Source organism: Nitratireductor alexandrii (assembly GCF_004000215.1).
Lineage (GTDB): Bacteria > Pseudomonadota > Alphaproteobacteria > Rhizobiales > Rhizobiaceae > Mangrovimarina > Mangrovimarina alexandrii.
This window is the reverse complement of the sequence record NZ_RBVY01000003.1, coordinates 398,700-422,096: the sequence shown is the minus strand read 5'-3', so window position 1 is coordinate 422,096 and position 23,397 is coordinate 398,700. Positions and strand designations below refer to the sequence as shown.

The 23,397-nt window shown below is 66.7% G+C and carries 23 protein-coding genes; 7 read left to right on the top strand and 16 right to left on the bottom strand.

Annotation, left to right across the window (positions count from 1 at the left end):
• Nucleotides 1-9: 9 nt before the first annotated feature.
• From pyc to EP380_RS08705, 5 genes are all read right to left on the bottom strand, one after another.
• A complete protein-coding gene (gene pyc / locus EP380_RS08725; RefSeq protein WP_127598033.1) occupies nt 10-3,474 on the bottom strand; it encodes a pyruvate carboxylase in 3,465 nt (1,154 codons plus the stop codon).
• Between the two features lie 340 nt (nt 3,475-3,814).
• Nucleotides 3,815-4,189 carry a hypothetical protein gene (locus EP380_RS08720; RefSeq protein WP_106570287.1) on the bottom strand — a complete coding sequence of 125 codons (375 nt, stop codon included), beginning with the start codon at nt 4,187-4,189 and terminating at the stop codon, nt 3,815-3,817.
• A 261-nt stretch (nt 4,190-4,450) separates the two neighbouring features.
• A complete protein-coding gene (locus EP380_RS08715; RefSeq protein ID WP_127598031.1) occupies nt 4,451-4,672 on the bottom strand; it encodes a hypothetical protein in 222 nt (73 codons plus the stop codon).
• A gap of 141 nt (nt 4,673-4,813) precedes the next feature.
• The gene (locus EP380_RS08710; RefSeq protein WP_127598029.1) at nt 4,814-5,884 is read right to left on the bottom strand and encodes a TraB/GumN family protein; all 1,071 of its coding nucleotides are present in this window, start codon (nt 5,882-5,884) and stop codon (nt 4,814-4,816) included.
• A gap of 73 nt (nt 5,885-5,957) precedes the next feature.
• Nucleotides 5,958-6,896 (bottom strand): tyrosine recombinase XerC, encoded by a 939-nt coding sequence (locus tag EP380_RS08705; RefSeq protein ID WP_106570284.1) that lies wholly within the window; start codon nt 6,894-6,896, stop codon nt 5,958-5,960.
• Nucleotides 6,897-7,050: 154 nt separating this feature from the next.
• Between EP380_RS08705 and rimM the strand changes: the two genes are divergently transcribed.
• Both rimM and trmD read left to right on the top strand, forming a co-directional pair.
• Nucleotides 7,051-7,641: a ribosome maturation factor RimM gene (gene rimM / locus EP380_RS08700; RefSeq protein WP_127598027.1), complete on the top strand. Its 591-nt coding sequence runs from the start codon at nt 7,051-7,053 to the stop codon at nt 7,639-7,641.
• Nucleotides 7,638-8,339 carry a tRNA (guanosine(37)-N1)-methyltransferase TrmD gene (gene trmD, locus EP380_RS08695; RefSeq protein WP_106570282.1) on the top strand — a complete coding sequence of 234 codons (702 nt, stop codon included), beginning with the start codon at nt 7,638-7,640 and terminating at the stop codon, nt 8,337-8,339. Before rimM ends, trmD begins: the two co-directional genes overlap by 4 nt.
• On the opposite strand, the gene EP380_RS08690 is transcribed toward trmD, so the two are convergent.
• On the bottom strand, nt 8,321-9,076 hold the full coding sequence (locus EP380_RS08690) for a sulfite exporter TauE/SafE family protein (protein ID WP_106570281.1): 756 nt from the start codon (nt 9,074-9,076) through the stop codon (nt 8,321-8,323). The genes trmD and EP380_RS08690 overlap by 19 nt on opposite strands.
• A 327-nt stretch (nt 9,077-9,403) precedes the next feature.
• On the opposite strand from EP380_RS08690, the gene rplS reads away from it, so the two are divergent.
• Nucleotides 9,404-9,904 carry a 50S ribosomal protein L19 gene (gene rplS, locus EP380_RS08685; protein ID WP_106570280.1) on the top strand — a complete coding sequence of 167 codons (501 nt, stop codon included), beginning with the start codon at nt 9,404-9,406 and terminating at the stop codon, nt 9,902-9,904.
• A gap of 105 nt (nt 9,905-10,009) precedes the next feature.
• Here rplS and EP380_RS08680 read toward each other — a convergent pair whose 3' ends face one another.
• The 6 genes from EP380_RS08680 to ccmA all read right to left on the bottom strand — a co-directional run bounded on the left by EP380_RS08680 (nt 10,010) and on the right by ccmA (nt 13,350).
• Nucleotides 10,010-10,588, bottom strand: coding sequence for a DsbE family thiol:disulfide interchange protein (locus EP380_RS08680; protein ID WP_127598025.1), 579 nt, complete (start codon nt 10,586-10,588; stop codon nt 10,010-10,012).
• Complete coding sequence (gene ccmD, locus EP380_RS08675; RefSeq protein WP_106570278.1) at nt 10,585-10,758, bottom strand: heme exporter protein CcmD; 174 nt, start codon at nt 10,756-10,758, stop codon at nt 10,585-10,587. The genes EP380_RS08680 and ccmD overlap by 4 nt, the downstream gene beginning before the upstream one ends.
• Nucleotides 10,755-11,528, bottom strand: a complete 774-nt coding sequence (locus EP380_RS08670) for a heme ABC transporter permease (protein ID WP_106570277.1) — start codon at nt 11,526-11,528, stop codon at nt 10,755-10,757. The genes ccmD and EP380_RS08670 overlap by 4 nt, the downstream gene beginning before the upstream one ends.
• 81 nt (nt 11,529-11,609) lie before the next feature.
• Nucleotides 11,610-12,026, bottom strand: a complete 417-nt coding sequence (locus EP380_RS08665; protein WP_127598023.1) for an ACT domain-containing protein — start codon at nt 12,024-12,026, stop codon at nt 11,610-11,612.
• A 6-nt stretch (nt 12,027-12,032) separates the two neighbouring features.
• Nucleotides 12,033-12,698, bottom strand: coding sequence for a heme exporter protein CcmB (gene ccmB / locus EP380_RS08660; protein WP_127598021.1), 666 nt, complete (start codon nt 12,696-12,698; stop codon nt 12,033-12,035).
• A gap of 46 nt (nt 12,699-12,744) precedes the next feature.
• The gene (gene ccmA, locus EP380_RS08655; protein ID WP_127598019.1) at nt 12,745-13,350 is read right to left on the bottom strand and encodes a heme ABC exporter ATP-binding protein CcmA; all 606 of its coding nucleotides are present in this window, start codon (nt 13,348-13,350) and stop codon (nt 12,745-12,747) included.
• Nucleotides 13,351-13,625: 275 nt separating this feature from the next.
• On the opposite strand from ccmA, the gene acnA reads away from it, so the two are divergent.
• Both acnA and EP380_RS08645 read left to right on the top strand, forming a co-directional pair.
• Entirely contained in the window at nt 13,626-16,319 is a 2,694-nt protein-coding gene (gene acnA, locus EP380_RS08650; protein ID WP_106570520.1) for an aconitate hydratase AcnA, read from the top strand.
• An 88-nt stretch (nt 16,320-16,407) separates the two neighbouring features.
• Complete coding sequence (locus tag EP380_RS08645) at nt 16,408-16,758, top strand: VOC family protein (RefSeq protein WP_106570273.1); 351 nt, start codon at nt 16,408-16,410, stop codon at nt 16,756-16,758.
• 12 nt (nt 16,759-16,770) lie between these two features.
• Here the strand turns inward: EP380_RS08645 and EP380_RS08640 are convergent, their stop codons facing one another.
• Nucleotides 16,771-17,436, bottom strand: coding sequence for a ceramidase domain-containing protein (locus EP380_RS08640; protein WP_127598017.1), 666 nt, complete (start codon nt 17,434-17,436; stop codon nt 16,771-16,773).
• Nucleotides 17,437-17,572: 136 nt separating this feature from the next.
• On the opposite strand from EP380_RS08640, the gene EP380_RS08635 reads away from it, so the two are divergent.
• Both EP380_RS08635 and EP380_RS08630 read left to right on the top strand, forming a co-directional pair.
• Nucleotides 17,573-18,334 (top strand): DUF1223 domain-containing protein, encoded by a 762-nt coding sequence (locus EP380_RS08635; RefSeq protein ID WP_127598015.1) that lies wholly within the window; start codon nt 17,573-17,575, stop codon nt 18,332-18,334.
• Between the two features lie 399 nt (nt 18,335-18,733).
• Nucleotides 18,734-19,123, top strand: coding sequence for a DUF2794 domain-containing protein (locus tag EP380_RS08630; RefSeq protein ID WP_106570270.1), 390 nt, complete (start codon nt 18,734-18,736; stop codon nt 19,121-19,123).
• Between the two features lie 34 nt (nt 19,124-19,157).
• On the opposite strand, the gene EP380_RS08625 is transcribed toward EP380_RS08630, so the two are convergent.
• From EP380_RS08625 to EP380_RS08615, 3 genes are all read right to left on the bottom strand, one after another.
• Nucleotides 19,158-19,730: a GNAT family N-acetyltransferase gene (locus tag EP380_RS08625; RefSeq protein WP_106570269.1), complete on the bottom strand. Its 573-nt coding sequence runs from the start codon at nt 19,728-19,730 to the stop codon at nt 19,158-19,160.
• Between the two features lie 106 nt (nt 19,731-19,836).
• Nucleotides 19,837-20,616: a Bax inhibitor-1/YccA family protein gene (locus tag EP380_RS08620; protein WP_106570268.1), complete on the bottom strand. Its 780-nt coding sequence runs from the start codon at nt 20,614-20,616 to the stop codon at nt 19,837-19,839.
• Between the two features lie 229 nt (nt 20,617-20,845).
• Nucleotides 20,846-23,395, bottom strand: coding sequence for an ABC transporter permease (locus EP380_RS08615; protein WP_127598013.1), 2,550 nt, complete (start codon nt 23,393-23,395; stop codon nt 20,846-20,848).
• Between the last annotated feature and the right edge of the window lie 2 nt (nt 23,396-23,397).

Here is a 23,397-nt window from a genome sequence, read left to right as displayed (position 1 = left end):
GATCGTGGGTTACGGCTCGCCATAGGTGACGAGCAGATCCTTGGCGTCGATCTGGTCGCCGGCGGCGACCAGCACCTCGGCGATCACACCGTCGCGCTCGGCATGCAGCGCGGTTTCCATCTTCATCGCCTCGATCGACAGCAACACGTCGCCGGCCTTGATCGCCTGGCCGGCCGAAACGGCGAGCGTCGAGACGACGCCCGGCATCGGCGCGGCGACGTGGTTGTCATTGCCGGGATCGGCCTTGCGCCGCGCCTTGCCGTTGGCGGCGCCATGGGCGCGGTCCGGCACCTTGACCCGGCGCGGCTGGCCGTTGAGCTCGAAGAAGACGGTGACCATGCCCTTTTCGTTGGTCTCGCCGATCGCCAGGCAACGCACGACCAGCGTCTTGCCGCGCTCGATCTCGACGAAAATCTCGTCCTCCGGCTGCATGCCGTAAAAATAGGTCGGCGTCGGCAGCACGCTGACGGGTCCGTAATCGTCCGTGACGGCGGCGAAGTCGGAAAACACTTTCGGATACATCAGCCATGAAGCGAACTCGAACTCGCTGACGTCGCGGCCGAGCTGCTCTTCCAGCTCCCGGCGCCGCGCGGGCAGGTCGGCCTCCTCGAGCAGTGCGCCCGGCCGCGCGGTGACCGGTTTTTCCCCTTTCAGCACCTTGGCCTGCAGCGCAGCCGGCCAGCCGCTCGGAGGCTGGCCGAGATCGCCGCGCAGCATGGAGACGACCGAGTCGGGAAAGGCGATGTCGCGCGCGGGATCCTCGACCTCGGCGACCGTCATGTCCTGGCTGACCATCATCAGCGCCATGTCGCCGACCACCTTCGACGACGGCGTGACCTTGACGATGTCGCCGAACATCAAATTGACGTCGTGGTAGGCCTGCGCGACCTCGTGCCAGCGCGTCTCCAGCCCCAGCGAGCGGGCCTGCTCCTTCAAATTGGTGAACTGCCCGCCGGGCATTTCGTGCAGATAGACCTCGGAGGCGGGCCCCTTCAGGTCGCTTTCGAAGGCCGCGTACTGATTGCGTACCGCTTCCCAGTAGAAGGAAATGCGCCGGATCCATTCGGGATCGAGGCCGGGGTCGCGCTCGGAGCCCTTCAGCGCCTCGACGATCGAGCCGAGACAGGGCTGCGAGGTGTTGCCCGACAGCGCGTCCATGGCGGCGTCGACCGCATCGACGCCGGTCTCCACGGCGGCGAGCACGGTGGCCGCCGCGATGCCGGAGGTGTCGTGGGTGTGGAAATGGATCGGCAGATCCGTCGCCTCGCGCAACGCCTTGAACAGAACCCGGGCGGCGCCGGGCTTGAGCAGGCCGGCCATGTCCTTGACGGCGATGATGTGCGCACCCGCGGCTTCCAGTTCACGGGTCAGGCCGACATAATAGTTCAGATCGTACTTGGCGCGGTCGGGGTCGAGAATGTCGCCGGTATAGCAGATCGCCGCCTCGCACAATTTGCCTTCGGCGCCGACCGCGTCCATCGCCACGCGCATATTCTCGACCCAGTTCAGGCAGTCGAAGACACGGAACAGGTCGATGCCGCCGGCGGCGGCCTGCTTGACGAAATGCCTGACGACATTGTCGGGATAATTGGTGTAGCCGACGCCGTTGGCGCCCCTGAGCAGCATCTGCAAAAGCAGGTTCGGCGCGCCGTTGCGCACCAGGTCGAGCCGCTCCCAGGGATCTTCGGTCAAGAAGCGCATGGCAACGTCGAACGTGGCCCCGCCCCAGCATTCGAGCGACAGCAATTGCGGCAGGGCGCGGGCATAGGCGCCGGCAATGCGGGCGATGTCGTGCGTGCGCATGCGGGTCGCCAGCAGCGATTGATGGCCGTCGCGCATGGTGGTGTCGGTGACAAGCACGCGGGTCTGGTCGCGCATCCAGCGCGCGAATTTCTCCGGCCCGAGCCGATCGAAATGCTGCTTGGCGCCGTCGGGCACGTCGCCGCCGACAAAGGGCAGGACCGGCGCGGCGGCTTCCGCCGACGGCCGCGGCCGGCCGCGCGTTTCGGGGTGGCCGTTGACCGACACGTCGGCGATGTAGTTGAGAAGCTTGGTCGCCCGGTCGCGCCGCTTGACCTGGGCGAACAGCTCCGGCGTCTCGTCGATGAAACGGGTCGTGTAGGAGTTGTCGCGGAAGCGCGGATGCGCGACGATCGCCTCGAGGAAGGTCAGGTTGGTCGCCACGCCGCGAATACGGAATTCGCGCAGCGCCCGGTCCATGCGCAGGATCGCCTCTTCCGCCGACGGCGCCCACGCCGTCACCTTCTCCAGAAGCGGATCGTAGAAGCGGGTGATGACGGCGCCCGAATAGGCGGTGCCGCCGTCGAGCCGGATGCCGAAGCCGGTGGCGCCGCGATAGGCGGTGATGCGGCCGTAGTCGGGAATGAAGTTCTGCTCGGGATCCTCGGTGGTGATCCGGCACTGCATGGCGTGGCCGTTGAGGCGAATCTGGTCCTGCGCCGGCACGCCGGAGGCCGGCGTGCCGATCGCCGCGCCGTCGAGAATGTGGACCTGGGCCTTGACGATGTCGATGCCCGTCACCTCCTCGGTGACGGTGTGCTCGACCTGGATGCGCGGGTTGACCTCGATGAAATAAAACGCGCCGGTATCGGCATCCATCAGGAATTCGACCGTTCCGGCGCCAATATAGTCGGTGGCCCGCGCGATCTTGAGCGCGTGGTCGGCCAGTTCCCGGCGTTGCGCGGCGTCGAGATAGGGTGCGGGCGCGCGCTCCACGACCTTCTGGTTGCGGCGCTGGATGGAGCAATCGCGCTCGAACAGGTGCACGACATTGCCATGCGTGTCGCCCAGCACCTGGACCTCGACATGGCGCGCGCGCTCGACCAGCTTTTCCAGATAGACCTCGTCCTTGCCGAAAGCGGCGCGGGCCTCGCGCTTGGCTTCCGTCACCTCGCGGGCGAGGTCCTCGGGCGCGCGGATGGCGCGCATGCCGCGGCCGCCGCCGCCCCACGAAGCCTTGAGCATGACCGGGTAGCCGATCGCCTCGGCCATCCGGGCGACCTCGTCCATATCGTCGGGCAGCGGTTCGGTGGCGGGCACGACCGGCACGCCGACCTCGATGGCCAGATTGCGCGCGGCGACCTTGTTGCCGAGCCGACGCATGGTTTCGGGTTTCGGCCCGATGAAGATGATGCCGTTTTCGGCGCAGGCCTCGGCGAATTCGGGACTTTCCGACAACAGGCCGTAGCCGGGATGAATGGCGTCGGCGCCCGACAGCTTGGCCACGCGGATGACCTCGTCGACCGACAGATAGCTTTCGATCGGACCGAGATCCTTGGCCAGATGGGGGCCGCGGCCGACCTGGTAGGATTCATCGGCCTTGAAGCGATGGAGCGAATATTTGTCCTCCTCGGCCCAGATCGCGACGGTGCGCAGACCGAGTTCGTTGGCGGCGCGAAAGACCCGAATGGCGATTTCGGACCGGTTGGCAACGAGGATCTTGGATATCGGCAATGCGGGAACCCCTATATTCGAAGCGGCAGAAGGTCGCGCCATCCATAACGGGAAAATGCTGCAGTGCAAATAACCGTCTTCACGGCCGTGCTGGCGGGATGGGCCGATCCGCGCCGGCCCTGTCGTCCAGGACGGCGTCGATCGGCGGTTCGTTGGACCGCATCGGAACAAGCGGGATCGCGTCCCGGTCTCGGGCGGAAAATACCCGCGCACCCTGGCCGCCGTACGCCGCCTTGACGGCGGCCCGAATGCGGCCCATCGCAACACAAAAGAAACCCCGCCGAGGCGACGGCGGGGTTTGCCGGCAAACAGGCCGACCGGCAGGGTATCGGAGAAAAGATCAGTCGGCCGGTGCGGTCTCGACCGGCGCGCCGTCCCGCGGTTCGATCGGCGGTATCTCCTCGCGCGGCTGCTCGGCCTCGGTGCCGACCGCGCTGGTCGTCGTGTCATCGACGCGCTCGGCCGCCGGCGTGCTGCCGATCGTGTCGGCGGTCTGCCGTTCGGTGCCGCCTCCGACAAGGCTGTAGGCCACGATGGCCAGAAGAACCACGACGACGGCGATGGTTGCCGCCATCAGACCGCGTGGGCCGGGGTTGATCTCGCGCTGCAGGCGCGGGTCGTAAGGCCGAGACGGATCGGCAATATCGCGGTCGATGCCGCCGGGACCGTACGGATCGAGGGAATGATCTTCGGGGCGTCTGCCTGGAGCGTTCATGACACACCTCCTTCGTGCATTGCTCTGCGGGTCAACGAATCCCGATCCGAGCGGTTTCATCACGAAGAGGCGCGCGCGATCACAGATCGTGAAAGGCGCGGTTCACAGACTTGTCGAAATGAGCACTCTTTCGCCGTGGACGCCGCTTTCCCGTGACGAGCGGCAAGGCCACAGACAGGAACGTTACGGAATGCCGTCGCATGGTCGCGCGCGATTCCGCCGGCGGGCGTCGGTACAACGTCGGCCGATCTTTTGGCGGGTTTATTCGGCCAGGTCGACCGTGGCGGCTTTTTCCGTCGGTTTTTCGATCGCGGCGGTCTTGGCGCCCTCATCGATCGTCGTCATCGGCGCCTTCTCGGCCTCGATGCTGGCAACCGTCATCTTTCCGGCGCTGGCCGATTTGTGATCGTTGTGCGCCGGGCAGGCTTGCGCGACGGCGGTCGAAAAACCCAGCACGGCAGCGAGGAGGAGAGCGGTTTTCATGCAAAGTCTCCCTGATCGTCAAATCGGACGAGGATACGGTACCAAGATGCGGCCACCGCGCCAAATCACGCTTTTCGTGATCGATCCTTGCAGTGCGCCGTCTTGTCCGGCGCGCCTTGAACGGCGTCGGCGCCGGGCCTCTCAGGGTATTTGCGTCATGCGGTAGCCGCGCGCGCGCAGCAGCGCCACCAGCCCCTTTTCTCCCGGCAGGTGGAGCGCGCCGACGGCAATGAAGGCGCTGCCCTCGTCGAGATAGGCGACAGCGTTGTCGGCCATGGTGCGGTTGCGGGTGGTGATCATCGCTTCCTCGAAGGCGGCATAGCCGGTTTCGTCGCCGTCGTCGCCCGCCGGGAGCACCGCCTTGAACAGCGGCCAGATCATGTCGATACGCTCCTGCTCGTAGAGCTCGATCATGGTCTCGAAAATATCGTCCATGCGCGGACCGAGCTTGAGGGTTTCGATCAGGCCCTGGACGTGGAATTCCATCGGCAGCGACGCCATCGCGTCGAGCTGGCCGACCAGGGTTTCGAGGCCGCCGAGCGTCTTGCCCGCCTCCTTGGCGCGCTCGGCGAGCTTGATGTCGAGAAACGGCGCGCCGGTCGCCTTGCGGGCCATCTCGCAGGCCGGCAGGGCGATTGCGGAGGCGAGCATCCAGGGTTTCATCTTCTGAATGCTCACCGGCGGGATGCCGCGCCTTTCCAGCGCCGCACGGACCGCCTTTTCCTCCTCATCGCTCATGAAGGAAAAGATCGTCTTGTCGTCCGTGAACATCATCAGATCCGGACGCTCCATCATCGCCGTCATCGCCGCGGCCTGGTCGACCACCTCGGTGGTCTCGATGACGATGGTGGACGCGCTTTCGAAGGCGGCGTCGGCGGCGGAGGTCAGGTCGATCACGCGCGGATCGGTCAGGTGCATGGTGCCGAAGAGAAAGGAGGGCACGGCGCCCTCCTTTTCGATTTTCCACAGCAGGCCCCGGCCGTTCGGCGTTCGTCGCGCCTCCGCCTCCAGCCTTTCGAGCGCGGCGGGATCTTCCCTGGCCAGGTCTTCGAGAAGGTTTTGCCCGGTGCAGGGGCTCTCCTGCGCCTGGGCCCGAGTCATGGCCAGCGCGGTCACAAGCAGGAAGGACAGCAAGAACAGGAGGTTGGCGGCCGCGATCAGCTTCAGCGACAGTCCTGCGATGCGCTCGGTGGTGGCGATTGAACGGGTCATGGCCGAAGCCTAGCGGCAAAAAGCGGCGAAACCGTTAAGGCGGAGCCACAAATATGCGGAGTTTGCGCCCCGTTCAGGCGCGCGGATGGGCCTTGCCGTAGACCTCGAGCAGGCGTTCGGTGTCGACGCCGGTATAGATCTGGGTGGTCGACAGGCTGGCGTGGCCGAGCAGTTCCTGAATGGTCCGCAGATCGCCGCCGCGGCCGAGCAGATGGGTGGCGAAGGAATGACGCAGCGCGTGCGGGGTCGCGTCATCGGGCAGGTCGAGCGCGCCGCGCAGCCGGCGCATGGCGCGCTGCACGATCGCGGCGGCCAGCGGACCGCCGCGCGCGCCGCGAAATAGCGGCCGATCGTCGTCGAGCGCGTAGGGGCAGAGCCGACGATAGGCGGCCACCGCCTCGGCGACCACCGGCAAGACCGGTACGAGCCGCTGCTTGCCGCCCTTGCCGGTGATGCGCAGGCTGGTCGGCGGCCGCGCACCGAACTCGCCGCCCATCAGGCCGAGGGCTTCGGAGATGCGCAGGCCGCAGCCGTAAAGAAGCGCCATCACCGCGGCGTCGCGCGCCGCGATCCAGGGTTCTTCGGCAAGCTGGCCGTCGGCCGCCGTCAGCCGGCGGGCCTCGTCGGCCCTCAGCGGTCGGGGCAGCGAGCGCGGCTGTTTCGGCGCCCTGAGTGCGCCGGCGCCGGCGGCGCTGACCAGGCCGCGCCGTTCCAGATGCCTGAGCAGCGAGCGAATGCCGGCCAGGCCGCGGCCGAGGGAGCGGGAGCCCGCGCCCTCGCGGCGCCGCCAGGCCAGAAAGGCGCGCAGATCGGCCGGGCGCAGATCGGCGATATCGGCAAGGCCCGGCGCGCCGCCGCAATGGCCGGTCAAAAACTGCAGGAACTGGCGCGTGTCGCGCTCATAGGCCTCCAGCGTCAGCGGCGCCAGCCGCCTTTCATGTCCAAGCGTGTCCAGCCATTCCGTGCGGGCGGCGACGAGATCGGGCCGGGCGATGACGAGATAGCCGGTCATGCGAGCGAAGCGGGGTTGATCATGGGGGCCGAGTGTCGCCTGTGCGGGTTAGCGCCAGGTGAAGGCGATGCGAATTGAATTGCCGGGCGCTAGCCGATAGGGAAGTGGCCGGGCCGCCGGCGCGGCCTCCTCCAACGGTTCTGGAACAGGCGCGATGGCAAAACCCGACACACCCGTGCAATTGGCCGTGATCGGGGCGGCGCAGGGCATCAAGGGCGCGGTGCGGGTCAAGACCTTCACCGGCGATCCGATGGCGCTCGCCGATTACGGCCCGCTTTACGACGAGGCCGGCCGGCGTTTCGAGATACTCGATCTACGCCCGCACAATGCGATGCTGGTGGCGCGCTTCAAGGGGGTCTCGGACCGGACCGCGGCCGAGGCGCTCAACGGCACGGCCTTGTTCGTGGATCGCGCGGCGCTGCCCGACGATCTGGAGGAGGAGGAATTCTACCACGCCGACCTCGTGGGCCTTGCCGCGGTCGATCGCGAGGGCGCGACGGTCGGCATCGTCAAGGCGGTGCTCAACTATGGCGGCGGCGACATTCTCGACATCACCGCGCCCGGCGGCGGCAGCGTGCTGGTGCCGTTCACCAAGGCGGCGGTGCCGTCGGTCGATCTTGGCGGGCGGGCCGTGGTGCTCGACCGGGTCGCGGCCGGGCTCGACGACGTCGACGCGGGCGGGGACGCGCCCGACGGCGGGACCGGACGGCCGCGCGGGCCGAAAGCGTCGGGAGGCAATCGCTGATGTTCCGCGCCACGGTTCTCACGCTCTATCCGGAAATGTTTCCCGGCGCGCTCGGCCTGTCGCTGGCGGGCAAGGCGCTCGAGCGCGGCGACTGGGCGCTGGAGGCGGTGCAGATCCGCGATTTCGCCAGCGACCGCCACCGCACGATCGACGACACGCCGGCCGGCGGCGGCGCCGGCATGGTGATGCGGCCCGACATACTGGCCAAGGCGATCGATGCCGTCGCGCCGTCGCCCGACGCACGTCCGAAACTGTTGATGAGCCCGCGCGGCCGACCGCTCACCCAGCGGCGGGTGCGCGCGCTGGCGGCCGGTCCCGGCGCGATGATCCTGTGCGGGCGCTTCGAGGGCGTCGACCAGCGCGTGATCGAGGCGCGCGGCCTGGAGGAGGTGTCGATCGGCGACTACATCTTGTCGGGCGGCGAGCCGGCGGCGCTGGTGCTGCTCGACGCCGTGGTGCGGCTGTTGCCCGGCGTGATGGGCAACGCGGCCTCGGGCACGGAGGAAAGTTTCGAGAACGGGCTGCTCGAACATCCGCACTACACCCGGCCGCAAGTCTTCGAAGGGCGGCCGATTCCGCAGGTGCTGACTTCGGGCAATCACGCCAAGATCGCCGCCTGGCGCCGCGGCGAGGCCGAAAGGCTGACGCGCGAACGCCGGCCGGATCTGCTGGCGGGGCCTCAGCCGGTGACGAAATAATAGCCGGCCAGGAACAGACCGACCGCGATCACGAAGGCGCGCACGCTCCATAGCGGCACGCGCCTGGCCGCCCAGACGCCGCCATAGCCGCCCAGCGCCACGCCGGGCACCATGAAGGCGACCTCGAGCCAGGAGACCACGCCGCCGGAGACGAAAACCGCGATCGCCACGATGGCGATGATGATCGACAGCATGTTCTTCAGCGCGTTGAGGCGGTGGTAGTCGCCATTTTCGGTCAGGCCGAGCGTGGCAAGCATCATGATGCCCATGCCGGCGCCGAAGAACCCGCCATAGATCGCGGTGACGAACTGGACCAGCCAGCCTTTCGGCGAGCCGGCGCGCGCCTCAGCGCCGTCGCCGCGCGGTTTCGGCTTCAGCCACGGTCCGGCGGCGAACAGCGCGGTGGCGGCGATCAGCAGCCACGGCACGAGGGCACGGAAGGAGGGGTTGTCCAGCGACAACAGGATCAGCGCGCCGGCCAGGCCGCCGACGGCCGAAACGGCGCAGAAGACCAACGCGCCGCGCCACATTCGGCGGATATCGCTCCAATAGGCGAGCGTGGAGGTGACGTAGCCCGGAAACTGGGCGATCGAGGAGGTGGCGTTGGCCGAGATCGGGGCGACCCCGGCAAGCGTCAGCGCGCCGAAGGTCAGGAAGGTGCCGCCGCCGGCGACGGCGTTGATCGCACCCGACAGGAAGCCGGCCAGGAAGAGCAGAAGGGCGGAGAAAATGTCCAAGATGCGGTCCGGGAAGGTTGGAGTACGGTGTGGCGGTGTTAGGCGGTGATGCCTCGCGAGGCAAGAGTGTGTACCGACCTGGCGACGGGCGAACCGCGTTGCCGCGCCGATCCGGCGAGAAAACGCGCTTCGGCAGGTGACAAACCGGCGGGAAGCGTGTATGTGCCCGCCGACCGGAGGAACGATCTTCCGGACCCGTCAACAAGAACGGTGAATTCGCCCCTGCTGCCGCGCCGATCGGCGCGAAAGCATTGCCGCCCGGTCACAGGACTGCGGGGCAAGCGCCGGGCGCTCTGGCTGTCGAGAACAAGGAAGAGGTTTGAGACGATGGACATCATCCGTCAGCTCGAGGCCGAGCAGGCCGCGAAGATCGAAGAAAAGCGTACACTGCCGCAATTCGAGCCCGGCGACACAGTGCGCGTCCAGGTGCGCGTCACCGAGGGCACCCGCACCCGCGTGCAGGCCTATGAAGGCGTGTGCATCGCGCGTTCGGGATCGGGGCTGCAGGAGAATTTCACCGTCCGCAAAATCTCCTACGGCGAAGGCGTGGAGCGTGTCTTCCCGGTCTATTCGCCGATGGTCGAGGGTGTGGAGATCGTACGCCGCGGCAAGGTGCGCCGCGCCAAGCTCTATTATCTGCGCGAGCGTCGCGGCAAGTCGGCCCGCATCACGGAAAACACCAGCGTGCGCGCGCGCAAGCTGAACGAAAACGATCGCCAGGCCATGCTGGCCGAAAAGGCGCGGATCGAGGCTGAAAAGGTCGCCGCCGCCGAGGCGCTGGCCGCCGAGAAGGCCGCCGCCGAAGCTGCCGAAAAGAGCGGCGAATAGAACGGAGCATCGCTCCTGATCGGAAAGGCGGCCTCGGGCCGCCTTTTTTGATGGCGATGGCGCCTGCGGATCAGCCGTTTGCGGCGGTGTTGCGACGCAGCGCGGCTATTGCGCGGCGAGTGCCTTCTCGATCGCGGGGATGAGATCGCCGGTCAGGCTTTGCGGGCTGAGCGGGCCGACATGTTTGAAGCGGATGGTGCCGTCCAGTCCGACCACGAAGGTCTCGGGAACGCCGTAGACGCCCCAGTTGATCGCCGTGCGGCCGGTGCTGTCGGCGCCCACGGCGGCATAGGGGTTGCCAAGCTCGCCGAGGAAGCGGCGCGCGTTCTCCGCCTCGTCCTTATAATTCAGCCCGGCGACGGTGATCCGGTCGTCGCGGGAGAGTTGCATCAGCAGCGGATGTTCCTGGCGGCAGGGCGCGCACCAGGACGCCCACACATTGACCACCGTCACGCGGCCGGGGAAATCCGCGCTCGACAGGCCGGGCATGTCGGTTCCCTCGATCGGCGGCAGGTCGGTCTCGGGCGCCGGCGCGCCGATCAGTGCGGAAGGGATGGTCGCGCCGTCGCGGCCCGACAGAAGCTGGAGCAGAAAAAGCCCGGCCAGCGCGGCGAACAGCGCCAAGGGCACGAACACCATCCAGCGCCGATTGCTGCGTGGCGGCGTGACGGAACCGGTGCTCATGAGGCCGTGTCCTTGATCTTGGCGTCGGACCGGCGGCGCACGCCTTGTGCCTCCAGCGCGGCCAATTCGGCCTTGCGGGCGCGCTGGTCGAACAGCGTCCAGACGACAAGACCGCCGATCGCAAGCGCGGACAGCCCGTAGGCGGCGGCGACGTAGAGCGCGTGGGTCATGCTTTGCCCCCTTGCGCGCGGTCGGCGCGGCGGGCGCTGACGCGGCGCATGGCAACGACACGACGGCGCCAGACCTCGACGCGCATGGCCATCAGATGCAGGGTGAAGAACAGCAGGGTGAAGCCGGCGGCGGATACCAGGAGCGGCCACAGCAGGCTGGCATGGATGGTCGGCCCGTCGAGCCGGAAGACGGAGGCCGGCTGGTGCAGCGTGTTCCACCAGTCGACGGAGAATTTGATGATCGGGATGTTGATGGCGCCGACAAGCGTGACGATCGCGGCGGCGCGCGCCGAGCGGGTCGGATCGTCGAGCGCGCGGGTAAGCGCGATCAGGCCGAGATACATCAAAAACAGCACGAAGACCGAGGTCAGCCGCGCGTCCCAGACCCACCAGGTGCCCCACATCGGCTTGCCCCAGATCGAGCCGGTCAAAAGCGCCAAGGCTGTGAAGACGGCGCCGATCGGCGCGGCCGCCTTCAAGGCGACATCGGCGAGCGGATGGCGCCACACAAGCGTGCCGAGCGCGGAAATGGCCATCACCGAGTAGCACATCATGGCCAGCCAGGCGAAGGGCACATGGATGTACATGATCCTGACCGTGCTGCCCTGCTGGTAGTCTTCCGGCGCGGTGAACCCGAGATAAAGCCCGAGCGCGATCGTGAGCGCCGCCAGGCCGGCCAGCCACGGGATGACGGCGCCGGCAAAGGCGAGAAAACGCGTCGGATTGGCCAGATCCATCCAGCGCGCGGGAGAGATCGCGGTTTGGCTCATGGTCTTGTCAATACCTCCACTCGGCGGCCTCTGCAATCGACGGCGATCAAGGCGGCGTGATCGCGCCGGGCCGATCTGCCATCAATCCGGGCCGCCGCGCGCCTTCGCGGCGATCGCGTGCAAGATCGCCATCGCCTCGTCGGCGCGGTCGGCGGGCACGAAGAGATGATCGTGAAAATAGGCCGAAACCGTGTTCACGCCGATGCCGGCGGCGGCCAGAGGCGGCAGCAGAGCACCTAAAAAGCCGACCGCCTCGAGCGCGGAATGGATCTCCAGCGTAATCATTTTGCAGGCAAAAACCGGCTCGAGGCCGCATTCGAGCGCCTGGTTGCGGGGCAGGATCAGCGTGACGCCCTCGGCTTCATCGAAACGCAGAACCGGCTTGAGGCTGGCCGGCTCCGGTTTTCCCGGCGCGATCGTTACGAAGGCGAGAAGCGCGTCATGCAGCCTTGGCGCCATCGTGGCGAGCAGCGTTTGAAGGTCGGTTTCGCCCGGCATGGCGCGTCAATCCGTCGCCCATCGCAAGGCGGTGGCGGCCGCAACGGGGCCGATCACCGCGAAAAACAGCGTTAGTGCCATCATGAGCAGGAAAGGCGGCAAAAACGGGTCGGGATCGGCGACGGCGGCGTAGCTGGCCGAGACGCCGAAGATCAGGACGGGGATCATCAGCGGCAGCACCAGCACGGAAACCAGCAGCCCGCCGCGCGGCAGGCTGATGGCGACGGCGGCGCCGGTGGCGCCGATGAAGGCGATCGCCGGCGTGCCGAAGAGAAGCGTCAGCGTGGTCGCGCCGATGCCGGTCGTGGACATGTTCATGAACAGGCCGAGCAAAGGCGCGGCCACGACCAGCGGCAGGATGCTCGCCGTCCAGTGGGCCAGGCATTTGACGAACACGACCAGGGCCAGCATTTGCCGGTCGCGGTTGAGCACCATCAGGTCGAGCGCGCCGTCGTCGCGGTCGGCCTGGAAAAGCCGGTCGAGGCCGAGCAGGCCGGCCAAAAGCGCGCCGATCCACAGGATCGCCGGGCCGATGCGGGCGAGCAGGTTCAAATCCGGGCCGACGCCGAAAGGAATGACGGCGACGACGGCGAGGAAGAACAAAATGCCGACCAGCGCGCCGCCGCCGGCGCGGATGCCGAGCCTGAGATCGCGGAGATAAAGGGCTAGCATGACGCGCCTTCCCCTCGCGCCGGCCAAACGAGGTGCCGCATCCGGGTTACGCGCCCCCCATCCGCAGTTGCTGCGCCTTTTCCAACGCGAGCGGCAGGTGGGTCGCGGCGACGATCATGCCGCCATCCTCGCAATGGGCGGCCATCAATTCGGCGAACTGGGCCTCCGAGGCACGGTCGAGACCGGCCGTCGGCTCGTCGAGCAGCCAGACCGGGCGGTAGGCGACCAGCAGGCGGGCGATGGCGATGCGCCGGCGCTGGCCGGTCGACAGATAACCGAACGGCAGATGGCCGATATCGGCAAGGCCGACCATGTCGAGTGCGTCGGCGAGCGGCAGATGCGCCTCGCCGAGGAAGTCGCGCCAGAAGGCAAGGTTCTCGGTGACCGTCAACGCCGTCTTCATCGCGTTCTGGTGGCCGAGATAATGACATGCCGAGGCGATATCCGACCATTTGTCGCCGCCGCCCTCCAGCGCCAGCCGGCCCGCCGCCAGCGGCAGCAGGCCGGCCACGGTGCGCAGCAGGGTCGACTTGCCGATGCCGTTCGGCCCGGTGACGACCAGTGCCTCGCCGACCTCGAGCGTGAATCCGATGCCGGAAAAAACGGTTTCGCCACCGCGTTCTCCGGCAAGGTCTTCGGCGACCAGACGCATTTTTCCCTGCCATTTCCCCCGGTGCCCGGCCGGATGTGCGGTGCGGCAAAATTCCCCGCCCCCAGACTGGAAACCTGTTTAGAAATTCTCTAAGAGATCGGCAACCGTGCCAGCGGTCGACACGGTAACCAATTTGCGCCGAACCGGCGTCCGCCGCCTTGAACGGACGTGACGCCTGGGAGCGGACAGCGGAAATGGCCGTACCCGCACCTTTGCGCAGCATGCCACAGGAGTCCGTTCCCGCTTTGGCCGAACAGACCAGGATGGGATCGCACGTGTCTAAATCTCTCGACAGTTTCAATTGCCGCCGCACGCTCAAGGTCGGCGACAAGGACTATGTCTATTTCAGCCTGACCGAGGCCGAGAAAAACGGACTTGACGGTATTTCGCGTCTGCCCTTCTCGATGAAGGTGCTTTTGGAAAACCTGTTGCGCAACGAAGACGGCCGTTCCGTCACCAAGGCGGATATCGAAGCCGTGAAGTCCTGGCTCGACGACAAGGGCGGGGCCGGTCACGAGATCGCCTATCGCCCGGCGCGCGTTCTGATGCAGGATTTTACCGGCGTGCCGGCGGTGGTCGACCTTGCCGCCATGCGCGACGGCATCAAGGCGCTCGGCGGCGACCCGCAGAAGATCAATCCGCTGGTGCCGGTCGATCTCGTCATCGACCATTCGGTGATCGTCGACGAGTTCGGCAACCCGAACGCGTTCGCGCGCAATGTCGAGCTGGAATACAAGCGCAACGGCGAGCGCTATCGCTTTTTGAAATGGGGTCAGCAGGCGTTCGAGAACTTCCGCGTCGTGCCGCCCGGCACCGGCATCTGCCATCAGGTCAATCTCGAATATCTCGGCCAGACCGTGTGGACCAAGGACGAGAACGGCGAGACGGTGGCCTATCCCGACACCTGCGTGGGCACGGATTCGCACACCACGATGATCAACGGTCTGGGCGTGCTCGGCTGGGGCGTGGGCGGCATCGAGGCCGAGGCGGCCATGCTCGGCCAGCCGATCTCCATGCTGCTGCCGGAAGTCGTCGGCTTCAAGCTGACCGGCAAGCTGAAGGAAGGCGTGACGGCCACCGACCTGGTGCTGACCGTCGTGCAGATGCTGCGCAAGAAGGGCGTGGTTGGCAAGTTCGTCGAATTCTTCGGCGACGGCCTCGACGATCTCACCCTCGCCGACGCGGCGACGATCGGCAATATGGGCCCCGAATACGGCGCGACCTGCGGCTTCTTCCCGGTCGATTCGGAAACGCTGAACTATCTCAACGTATCCGGCCGCACCAAGGAACGCATCGCGCTGGTCGAAGCCTACAGCAAGGCGCAGGGCATGTTCCGCGAGACCGGCAGCGCGGATCCGGTCTTCACCGATACGCTGGAACTCGACCTCGGCGCGGTCGTGCCGTCGATGGCCGGACCGAAGCGTCCGGAGGGCCGCATTCCCCTCGAGGGCATCGCCGCAGGCTTCGAGGAAGCGCTGGTTTCGGAGTACAAGAAGGACGCTTCCGAAAAGGACAAGCGCTGGCAGGTCGAGGGCCAGGACTACGATCTCGGCCACGGCGACGTGGCGATTGCGGCGATCACGTCGTGCACCAACACGTCGAACCCGTCGGTGCTGATCGGTGCCGGCCTCCTGGCGCGCAACGCCAACCGGCTCGGTCTCAAGCAGAAGCCGTGGGTGAAGACGTCGCTGGCGCCCGGCAGCCAGGTGGTGGCCGAATATCTGGAAAAATCCGGCCTGCAGACCGAGCTCGACCAGATCGGTTTCAATCTGGTCGGCTTCGGCTGCACCACCTGTATCGGCAATTCGGGCCCGCTGCCCGGCCCGGTCTCCAAGACCATCAACGACAAGGGGCTGATCGCGGCCGGCGTGCTGTCCGGCAACCGCAATTTCGAGGGCCGGATTTCGCCCGACGTCCAGGCCAACTATCTGGCCTCGCCGCCGCTGGTGGTCGCCTACGCGCTCGCCGGGTCCGTGACCATCGACCTGACCAAGGAGCCGATCGGCCAGGACAAGGACGGCAAGGACGTGTTCCTGAAGGATATCTGGCCGTCCAACCAGGAGATCCAGAGCTTCATCCAGAAGCACGTCACGCGCGACCTGTTCGAGCAGAAATATGCGGAGGTCTTTACCGGCGACGACAATTGGCGCGCCGTCGAGGCGCCGCAGTCCGAAACCTATGCCTGGGACGAGAACTCGACCTATGTGCAGAACCCGCCTTATTTCGCCGGCATGTCGAAGACGATCGGCGATATCAGCGACATCAAGGGTGCGCGCGTGCTCGGCCTGTTCGGCGACAAGATCACCACCGACCACATCTCGCCCGCCGGCTCCATCAAGGCCCAGTCGCCGGCCGGCAAATATCTGATGGATAACGGCGTCGAGGTGATGGACTTCAACCAGTACGGCACCCGGCGCGGCAATCACGAGGTGATGATGCGCGGCACCTTCGCCAATATCCGCATCCGCAACTTCATGCTGGGCGAAAACGGCCGCGAGGGCGGCTACACGATCCACTATCCCTCCAAGGAGGAGATGTCGATCTACGACGCCGCGATGCGCTACAAGCAGGAAGGCGTGCCGCTGGTGATCTTTGCCGGCGTCGAATACGGCAACGGCTCGTCCCGCGACTGGGCGGCCAAGGGCACCAACCTGCTTGGCGTGCGCGCGGTGATCGCCCAGTCCTTCGAGCGCATTCACCGCTCGAACCTGGTCGGGATGGGCGTGATTCCCTTCGTGCTCGAGGACGGCGTCTCCTGGGCCTCGCTCGGCCTGAAGGGCGACGAGACCGTCACCATCGAGGGACTGGAGACGATCAAGCCGCGCCAGAAGGTGACCGCCAAGGTGACCTATGCCGACGGTTCGCAGAAGGACGTGCCGATCCTGTGCCGGATCGATACGCTGGACGAGCTCGACTACTTCAAGAACGGCGGCATTCTGCAATATGTGCTGCGGGACCTGGCGGCCTGACGCCGCAGGCAATCCCAAGAAGACCAAACGCCTCCCCCGCCTCGCGCCGGGGAGGCGTTTTCATGAACAGACCGGCCGGGAGCCTGCCATGAAGGTGAAACGGATCGTCGCCAATATCGCCACGCCGGACGTCGCCGCCGCCGGCCGCTTCTACCGCGACGCGCTGGGTCTCGCGCTTTTGATGGATCACGGCTGGATCGCGACCTATGGCGCGCCGCAGGAGGCGCGCGTGCAGGTGAGCTTCGCGTCGGAGGGCGGTTCCGGCACGCCGGTGCCCGATCTGTCGATCGAGGTCGACGATGTCGAGGCGGCGCTCGAACGGCTGACCGCCGCCGGGTTCGAGCCCGAATACGGACCGGTCGACGAGCCCTGGGGCGTGCGCCGATTTTATGTGCGCGATCCGTTCGGGCGCCTCGTCAACATCCTGGCCCACCGCTGAGGGCGGCTGTCGTCAGCGCCGGTTTCCGGCAAAACGCGTCGTCGCGGCCAGAAGCACACCCAGCATCAGGCCGTTCAGCGTGTGCCACAGGAAATGCGTGCCGATCGGCAGGGCCGAACAGATATCGGGATCGATGGCGCGAAACGTCGCCGAGACGACGAAAAGTGCCGCGGCGGCGAGATTGTAGCGCCCGGCGGGATGGCCGCGGGCGACAAGCAGCGCGCCGAAGAACACGAGCGCCAGCAGTGCCGGCAGATAACCCAGCGTGCCGTTGGTGGCCGCGTTCAGACGATCGGGCACCAACCAGGTGACGAGGCCGGCTACGGCATAGAACGCGACCAGGGCCAAAAGCGACCATGCCAGCGGCAGGCGCAGGAAGCGGCGCAGATTGTAGAGCGTGTAGGCGAGCACGAAAGTGGCGATCGGCACGATGTCGGCCCAGATGGTGAGGCGGTTGGCGAAGCTGTGAAACAGGCCAGAGCCGATGCCGATCGCGATGACCCACCAGCACAGGACGGTCGCGAAGCGGCCGGCGTCGTGCCGGCGCGCCTCGCGCAGGCCCCAAATGCCGGCCGCGACGAAAGCGAGATTGGTCAGCGCGTTCAGCGGTTCGGCCCACAGATGCGGCCCGGTGCGTTCGCAATAGATGTCGAACGGATCGAAAAACGTGTTGGTCATGCCCCAGCCTTTGCACCGCATCGACAGCGGCAAAGGGTCACCGCAACGTGACTTCCTGTTGAACTTGCCGCCGGCCTAGTCTTCAACAGTTGGGTAGTCGCGCTTTCGTGCCGACGCAAGACGATCGGATACCGGAATGGATCTCTATCGCGGGTTGAGGGTGGCGTTTGCCACCGCCGCGCTTCTCGGCTCGGCCGTGGCGGCCGGCAGCGGGGACCAGGCACGGCCGCGCGGCGTCGTCGAGCTTTTCACCAGCCAGGGCTGCAATTCCTGCCCCAAGGCCGATGCCTATCTCGGCGAACTGGCGCGCCGCGGGGACGTCGTGGCGCTGGCCTATCATGTCGATTACTGGGATTATCTCGGTTGGCGCGACACGATGGCGACGGCGGAAAATACCGGGCGCCAAAGCGAATATGCGCGCGCGCTCGGCGAACGTTCGGTCTATACGCCCCAGGCGGTCGTCAACGGCCGGGTCCACATGAACGGCGCCAGTCGGGGCAAGGTCGAGAAGGCGCTGGCCGCGCTCGAGGATGCCGGCAAGGGACTGACGGTCGACCTGACCCTGTCCGAAGGGCCCGAAAGCGTGATCATCGAGGCGGGTGCCGCGCCGGGCCCCGCGCAGAAGGCAAACCTGCTGCTCGTTTTCTTCGACCCGGTCACTCCGGTCGAGATCAAACAAGGCGAAAACGCCGGCAAGACGGTCACCTACTGGAACGCGGTTTCCGGCATCCAGTCCGTCGGCATGTGGAGCGGGCAGGAAATCCGCGTCGAGATCCCGGCGAGCGAACTCAAGAAACGCGGTGCGGCGGGTTGCGCGGTGCTGCTACAGGCGCTCGACAAGGACGGCAATCCCGGAGCGATCCTCGGCGCGGCGATCCTCGACACGCCGCAAGGCTGACGCTCGCTCGCCTGCCGCCGCGGTCCTGGCGGCTGGCTTCGGCGGGGATGGTTTTTGAAGAGATTGCCGCCTGAGGTTGGTTCGGCCCAGCGAAGACACCGTGGGCGGGGGGCTTGGGGTTACAGTGGCAGCGCCAGACCGAACCGTCTCAGGCAACGAGGAGATGTTCGTCATCTATTGGGGCCGGAAACGGGACAATTCGCGGCAGGAATGTGGCGGCCAATCACCAATTTAGACACCGTGTTCCCGAACGTGACCGCAGCCGCCTCGCCGATTGTCGCGCGCCTGGCCGCCGGGCCGAGCAAGTGCTTGATGATGCGCGATTTTGCCCGAAGGCTTGCAATTCCCCCATGAAAGGGCGACCCTTTTGTCGCGAAACTGTCATGGAGGGATGTCGCGATGGTCGAACGCGCCGGTTCCGCGGAGGATACGGACGGTTCCGCTATCCTGATCCCGCTTCACGAGGCGAGGCGGGATCGCAAGAAGGAAGGCCCCGTCACTTTCGAGCGACGCGAACTCGACCAGATCCTGAAATTGTACGGCCGCATGGTCGCAGCCAATGAGTGGCGCGACTACGCGATCGATCACCTTGCCGACCGGGCGGTGTTTTCGGTCTTTCGGCGCGCCAGCGAGGTGCCGCTTTTCCAGATCGTGAAAAATCCGAAACTGGCGCGCAAGCAGGGCGCCTACTCGGTGGTCGCCGCGACCGGGCTGATCATGAAACGGGGCCACGAGCTGACGCGCGTGCTCGGCGTTTTCGACAAGCAACTCAGCCTGGTCGAAGCCTAAGCGCGCCTGCCGGGCAGGGACCGTCGTGGTCGCTTCACAGCCCGTGGCGGAAATTGCGCTCGGGCAGCGAGGCCGGATCGGGCGGCGCGTCGGTGTCCTCGTTGAGCGCCAATTGCATGAAGATGGTGTCGAGCCAGCGCTCGTGCTTGAAGCCGGAGCCTAAGAGCTGTCCGACATGGCGAAAGCCGAGCGCCTCGTGCAGCTTGACCGAACCGAGATTGCGGGCGCCGTCTCCGATCACCGCCGCCATTTGGCGAAAGCCGCAGGCGGTCGCCTCCTCGATCAGGCGCGCAAGCAGCAGGCGGCCGAGCCCGCGCCCCTGCGCCGACGGGGCGAGATAGATCGAATCCTCGACCATGAAGCGGTAGGCGCGCCGCGGGCGAAACGGTCCGGCATAGGCGTAGCCGACGATGGAACCGTCGCCGGTGCGGGCGACGAGATAGGGGTATCCGAGTTCGCTGACGGCTTTGAAGCGGGCCGTCATTTCCGCTTCGCCCGGTGGCTCGAGCTCGTAGCTCGCCGTGCCGTTCACCACCGCGTCGGCATAGATTGCGGTTATGGCGGGGATATCGGCGACGGTGGCGGGTCTGATGGCGATGTCGGGCATGGATCACGCGCTGTCGGACGAAGGGTCGGAAAATGAAGCAGACGCCCGGGCAAAAGAAAAGGGCGGCCGCTGGGCCGCCCTCGCTCTGGTGCCTGTTCGGCCCGGACTATTCGCGGTTGCCCAGGAACTGAAGCAGGAACATGAACAGGTTGATGAAGTCGAGGTAAAGCCGCAGCGCACCCATGATCGACTTGCGGCCGGCCACTTCGGCGCCATCGCCCTCGTAGTACATCTCCTTGATCTGCTGGGTGTCGTAGGCGGTCAGCCCGGAGAAGATCAGCACGCCGATCACCGAGATGGCGAACTGCAACGCGGACGAGCCCAGGAAGATGTTGACGATCATGGCGATGATCAGGCCGAACAGGCCCATCACCAGGAACGAGCCCATCGCCGACAGGTCGCGCTTGGTCGTGTACCCGTAGAGCGACAGCCCGCCGAAGGCGGTGGCGGTGATGAAGAAGGTGCGCACGATACTCTCGGACGTGAACACCAAGAACACCGTCGACAGCGACAAGCCGACAAGGGCCGCATAGACCCAGAAGGTGGTCTGTGCCGCGGCGACGCTCATCTTGTGAATGCGGAAGCTTAGAAAGAAGACGAGCCCAAGCGGGGCCAGCATGACCACCCATTTCAGCGGCGATGCCCAGACGGTGGCTCCGAGTTGGGTCAGATAAAGACCGTCCTTGACCTGAGCGACGCCGGCGGACGGATCGCCAGTCGTGGCAAGGCCAAAAAATCCCCAGGCGGCGAGCCCGGTGATCGCAAGGCCGAGCGCCATCAGGTTGTACACCTTCAACATATAGGCGCGCAGCCCCTCGTCTATGTCCGCGCCGGCGCGGGCGGGCGCCGATGCGACATGCGCATTGTAGTTGCGAAGGTCAGCCATGTTTTCCTCTTAACTGCTCATGTCTCGTCCGGTGTCGGGCGGGGCCCTATGGCCATACGCCCAGGCGCCGCTGGCGAGACTCCAGCATGCCTGGGGGGAATATGATAATTCTTGAGGCCAAGAACAAGCCCCGTTCGCCGCGCCCGGGCGTCGCACGGGCGCGGTTTTGCAACTTTTGGCGCCTGTCGGGCGACACGGTTCACCAATGGTTAGCGCCGGCTGCCGCCCCCTAGAGGTTTCTCAATACCGGCGCGGCCTTGTGGCCGAGCACCCGCCAAGTGCCGATCAGGCCGAAACCGACCGTCAGCACGAGCGCGATCAAGACCGTCGACAATGCGATCTCGGGCATGAAGGCGGCCGGCAGATCCATGATCTGCGACAACACGTACCAGGCCGCCGAGCCGCCGGCGGCGAGCGCGAAGGCCGCCGTCGACAGGCCGATCAGCCCGTATTCCAGCGAAAAGGCGGTCATCAGGGTGCCGCGGGTGGCGCCGAGTGTCTTCAGCACCACCGCGTCGTGGATGCGCGCGCGGTTGCCGGCGGCGAGCGCGCCCGAAAGCACCAGCACCGAAGCGATCAGCGCCACGGCGGCCGCGCCCCGGATCGCGGTGGCGAGCTGGCCGACCAGACGATTGACGATGTCGAGCGCGTCCTTCACCCGCACGGTGGTGACGGTGGGAAAGGCCCGGGTGACGGCGTTGAGGATGCGGGCCTCGTCCTCGGCGGTGGTATCCGGGGTTGTCAGCGTCGCCAGCCATGCGTGCGGGGCGCCGGCGAACGTGTTGGGCGAAAACACCATGACGAAGTTGATCGCCAGCGATTCCCATTCGACATTGCGGAAATTGGCGATCCTGGCGGTGATGTTGCGGCCGAGCACGTTGACGGTGACGGTGTCACCCAGTTTCAGGCCGAGCTCGCGCCCCTCTTCGGCCGCAAACGACACAAGCGGTTCGCCGGCGTGGTCGGGGCCCCACCAGTCGCCTTCGGCGAGTGTCGAGTTCTCGGGAATGTTCCTGGCATAGGTAATGCCGCGGTCGCCGCGCAGCACCCAGCGGCCTTCCGGCGGCACCTCGATCTTCTGCACGTCGACGCCGTTGAACTCCATGATACGGCCGCGCAGCATCGGCACGCGGACCAGCTTGCCGTCGCCGGCCTGGGTCTGCACCAGCTCGGCGAAGGCGTCGACCTCGGTGTTCTGAATGTCGACGAAGAAGAAATTCGGCGCCCTTTCGGGAAGATTGCCGGCGATCTGGCGGCGCAGATTGCCGTCGATCAGCGCCAGCGCGACCAGAAGCGTGAGACCGAGGCCGAGCGCCAGCACGACCGACGGCGTCAGGGCGCCGGGGCGATGGATGTTTCCGATCGCCAGCCGCAGCGCCGTCGAGCGCACGCGCGGGCTGCGCCGGGCGAGCGCCTGTACCAGCATGGCGACGAGACGCAGAACGATGAAGGTGACGATCGTGGCGCCGACGAACAAGGCGGCGAGGAAACGGTCGGTCGAATACCACACGGCCAGACCCGCCAGGACGGCGCTGATCGTCAGCGTGGCGGCCAGATAGGCCGGAGCCGGCAGGCCGCGCGCCTCGAACCCCATCTCGCGGAACAGCGCCGTGGCCGGCACGGCGCGGGCGCGCCCGAGCGGCAGCAGCGCGAAAGCGAGTGTGACCAGCAGGCCGAACAGCGCCGCGATCGCCAAAGCGTCCGGATAGACCGCCGCCTCGGTGGGAACCGGCAGCACGGTGGCGAGCGCGGCGCCGGCGACGAACGGTACCGCGGCGGCGAGGACCAGGCCGACGGCGATGCCGAGCGCGGCGATGATCATGATCTGCACGAGATAGACGGAAAACACGAGGCCGCCCGACGCGCCGAGGCTTTTCAGCGTCGCGATCACGCCGCGCTTGCCGTCGAGATAGGCGCGCACCGCATTGGCCACGCCGACCCCGCCGACCACAAGCGCGGTCAGGCCGACAAGGGTCAGGAACTGCGAAAACCGGGTGATGTTGGACGATAGCGCCGGCGCGGCGTTGGCCCGCGAGCGGATGCTCCAGCCGGCTTCGGGGAAGGTCTCGCGCGCCTGCGCGGCCAGCGCCTGGATGCCGGCCTCGTCGGTCGCGGCCGGCAGGCGCAGCTTGTAGGCGTGCTCGACCAGGCTGCCGGGCTGCATCAGCCCCGAGGCCGCCAGGCCCTCGAGCGAGATCATCAGCCGCGGCGCAAAGCCGAAGCCGTCTGAGACCAGGTCGGGTTCGGTGTCGATGATGGCGCGCAGCTCGAATTCTATGTTGCCGAGCTTCAGCCGCGCCCCCGGTTCAAGCGCCAGCCGTTCGAACAACAGCGACGGAGCGGCGGCGCCGTAGACACCGTCACGAGGCGAAAACAGCGCCTCGTGGTCGCGCTGCGGGCTGGTCTCCAGCGCACCGTAGAGCGGGTAGAGGTCATCGACCGCCTTGACCTCGACCAGCGTCTGGTCGGAGCCGTCGGGCAGGCGTGCCATCGACCGCATCTTGGCGCTGGCGGCAAGGGTGCCGCGTCTTTCGAGGAATGCGCGCTCCTGCGGCGTCGTCTGGCGATGAACCAGTTCGAAGCGGATGTCGCCGCCCAGAAGCACCTGGCCTTCATTGGCCACACCCGCGGTGATGGCCCGCGCCAGCGAGTTGACACCGCCGATCGCGGCGACGCCGAGCGCGATGCAGGCGAGAAAGATCATGAAACCGGACAGGCCGCCGCGCATCTCGCGCAACGAAAAGCGGGTGGCGAGGCGCAGGGTGCGGGCAAGGCTCATCG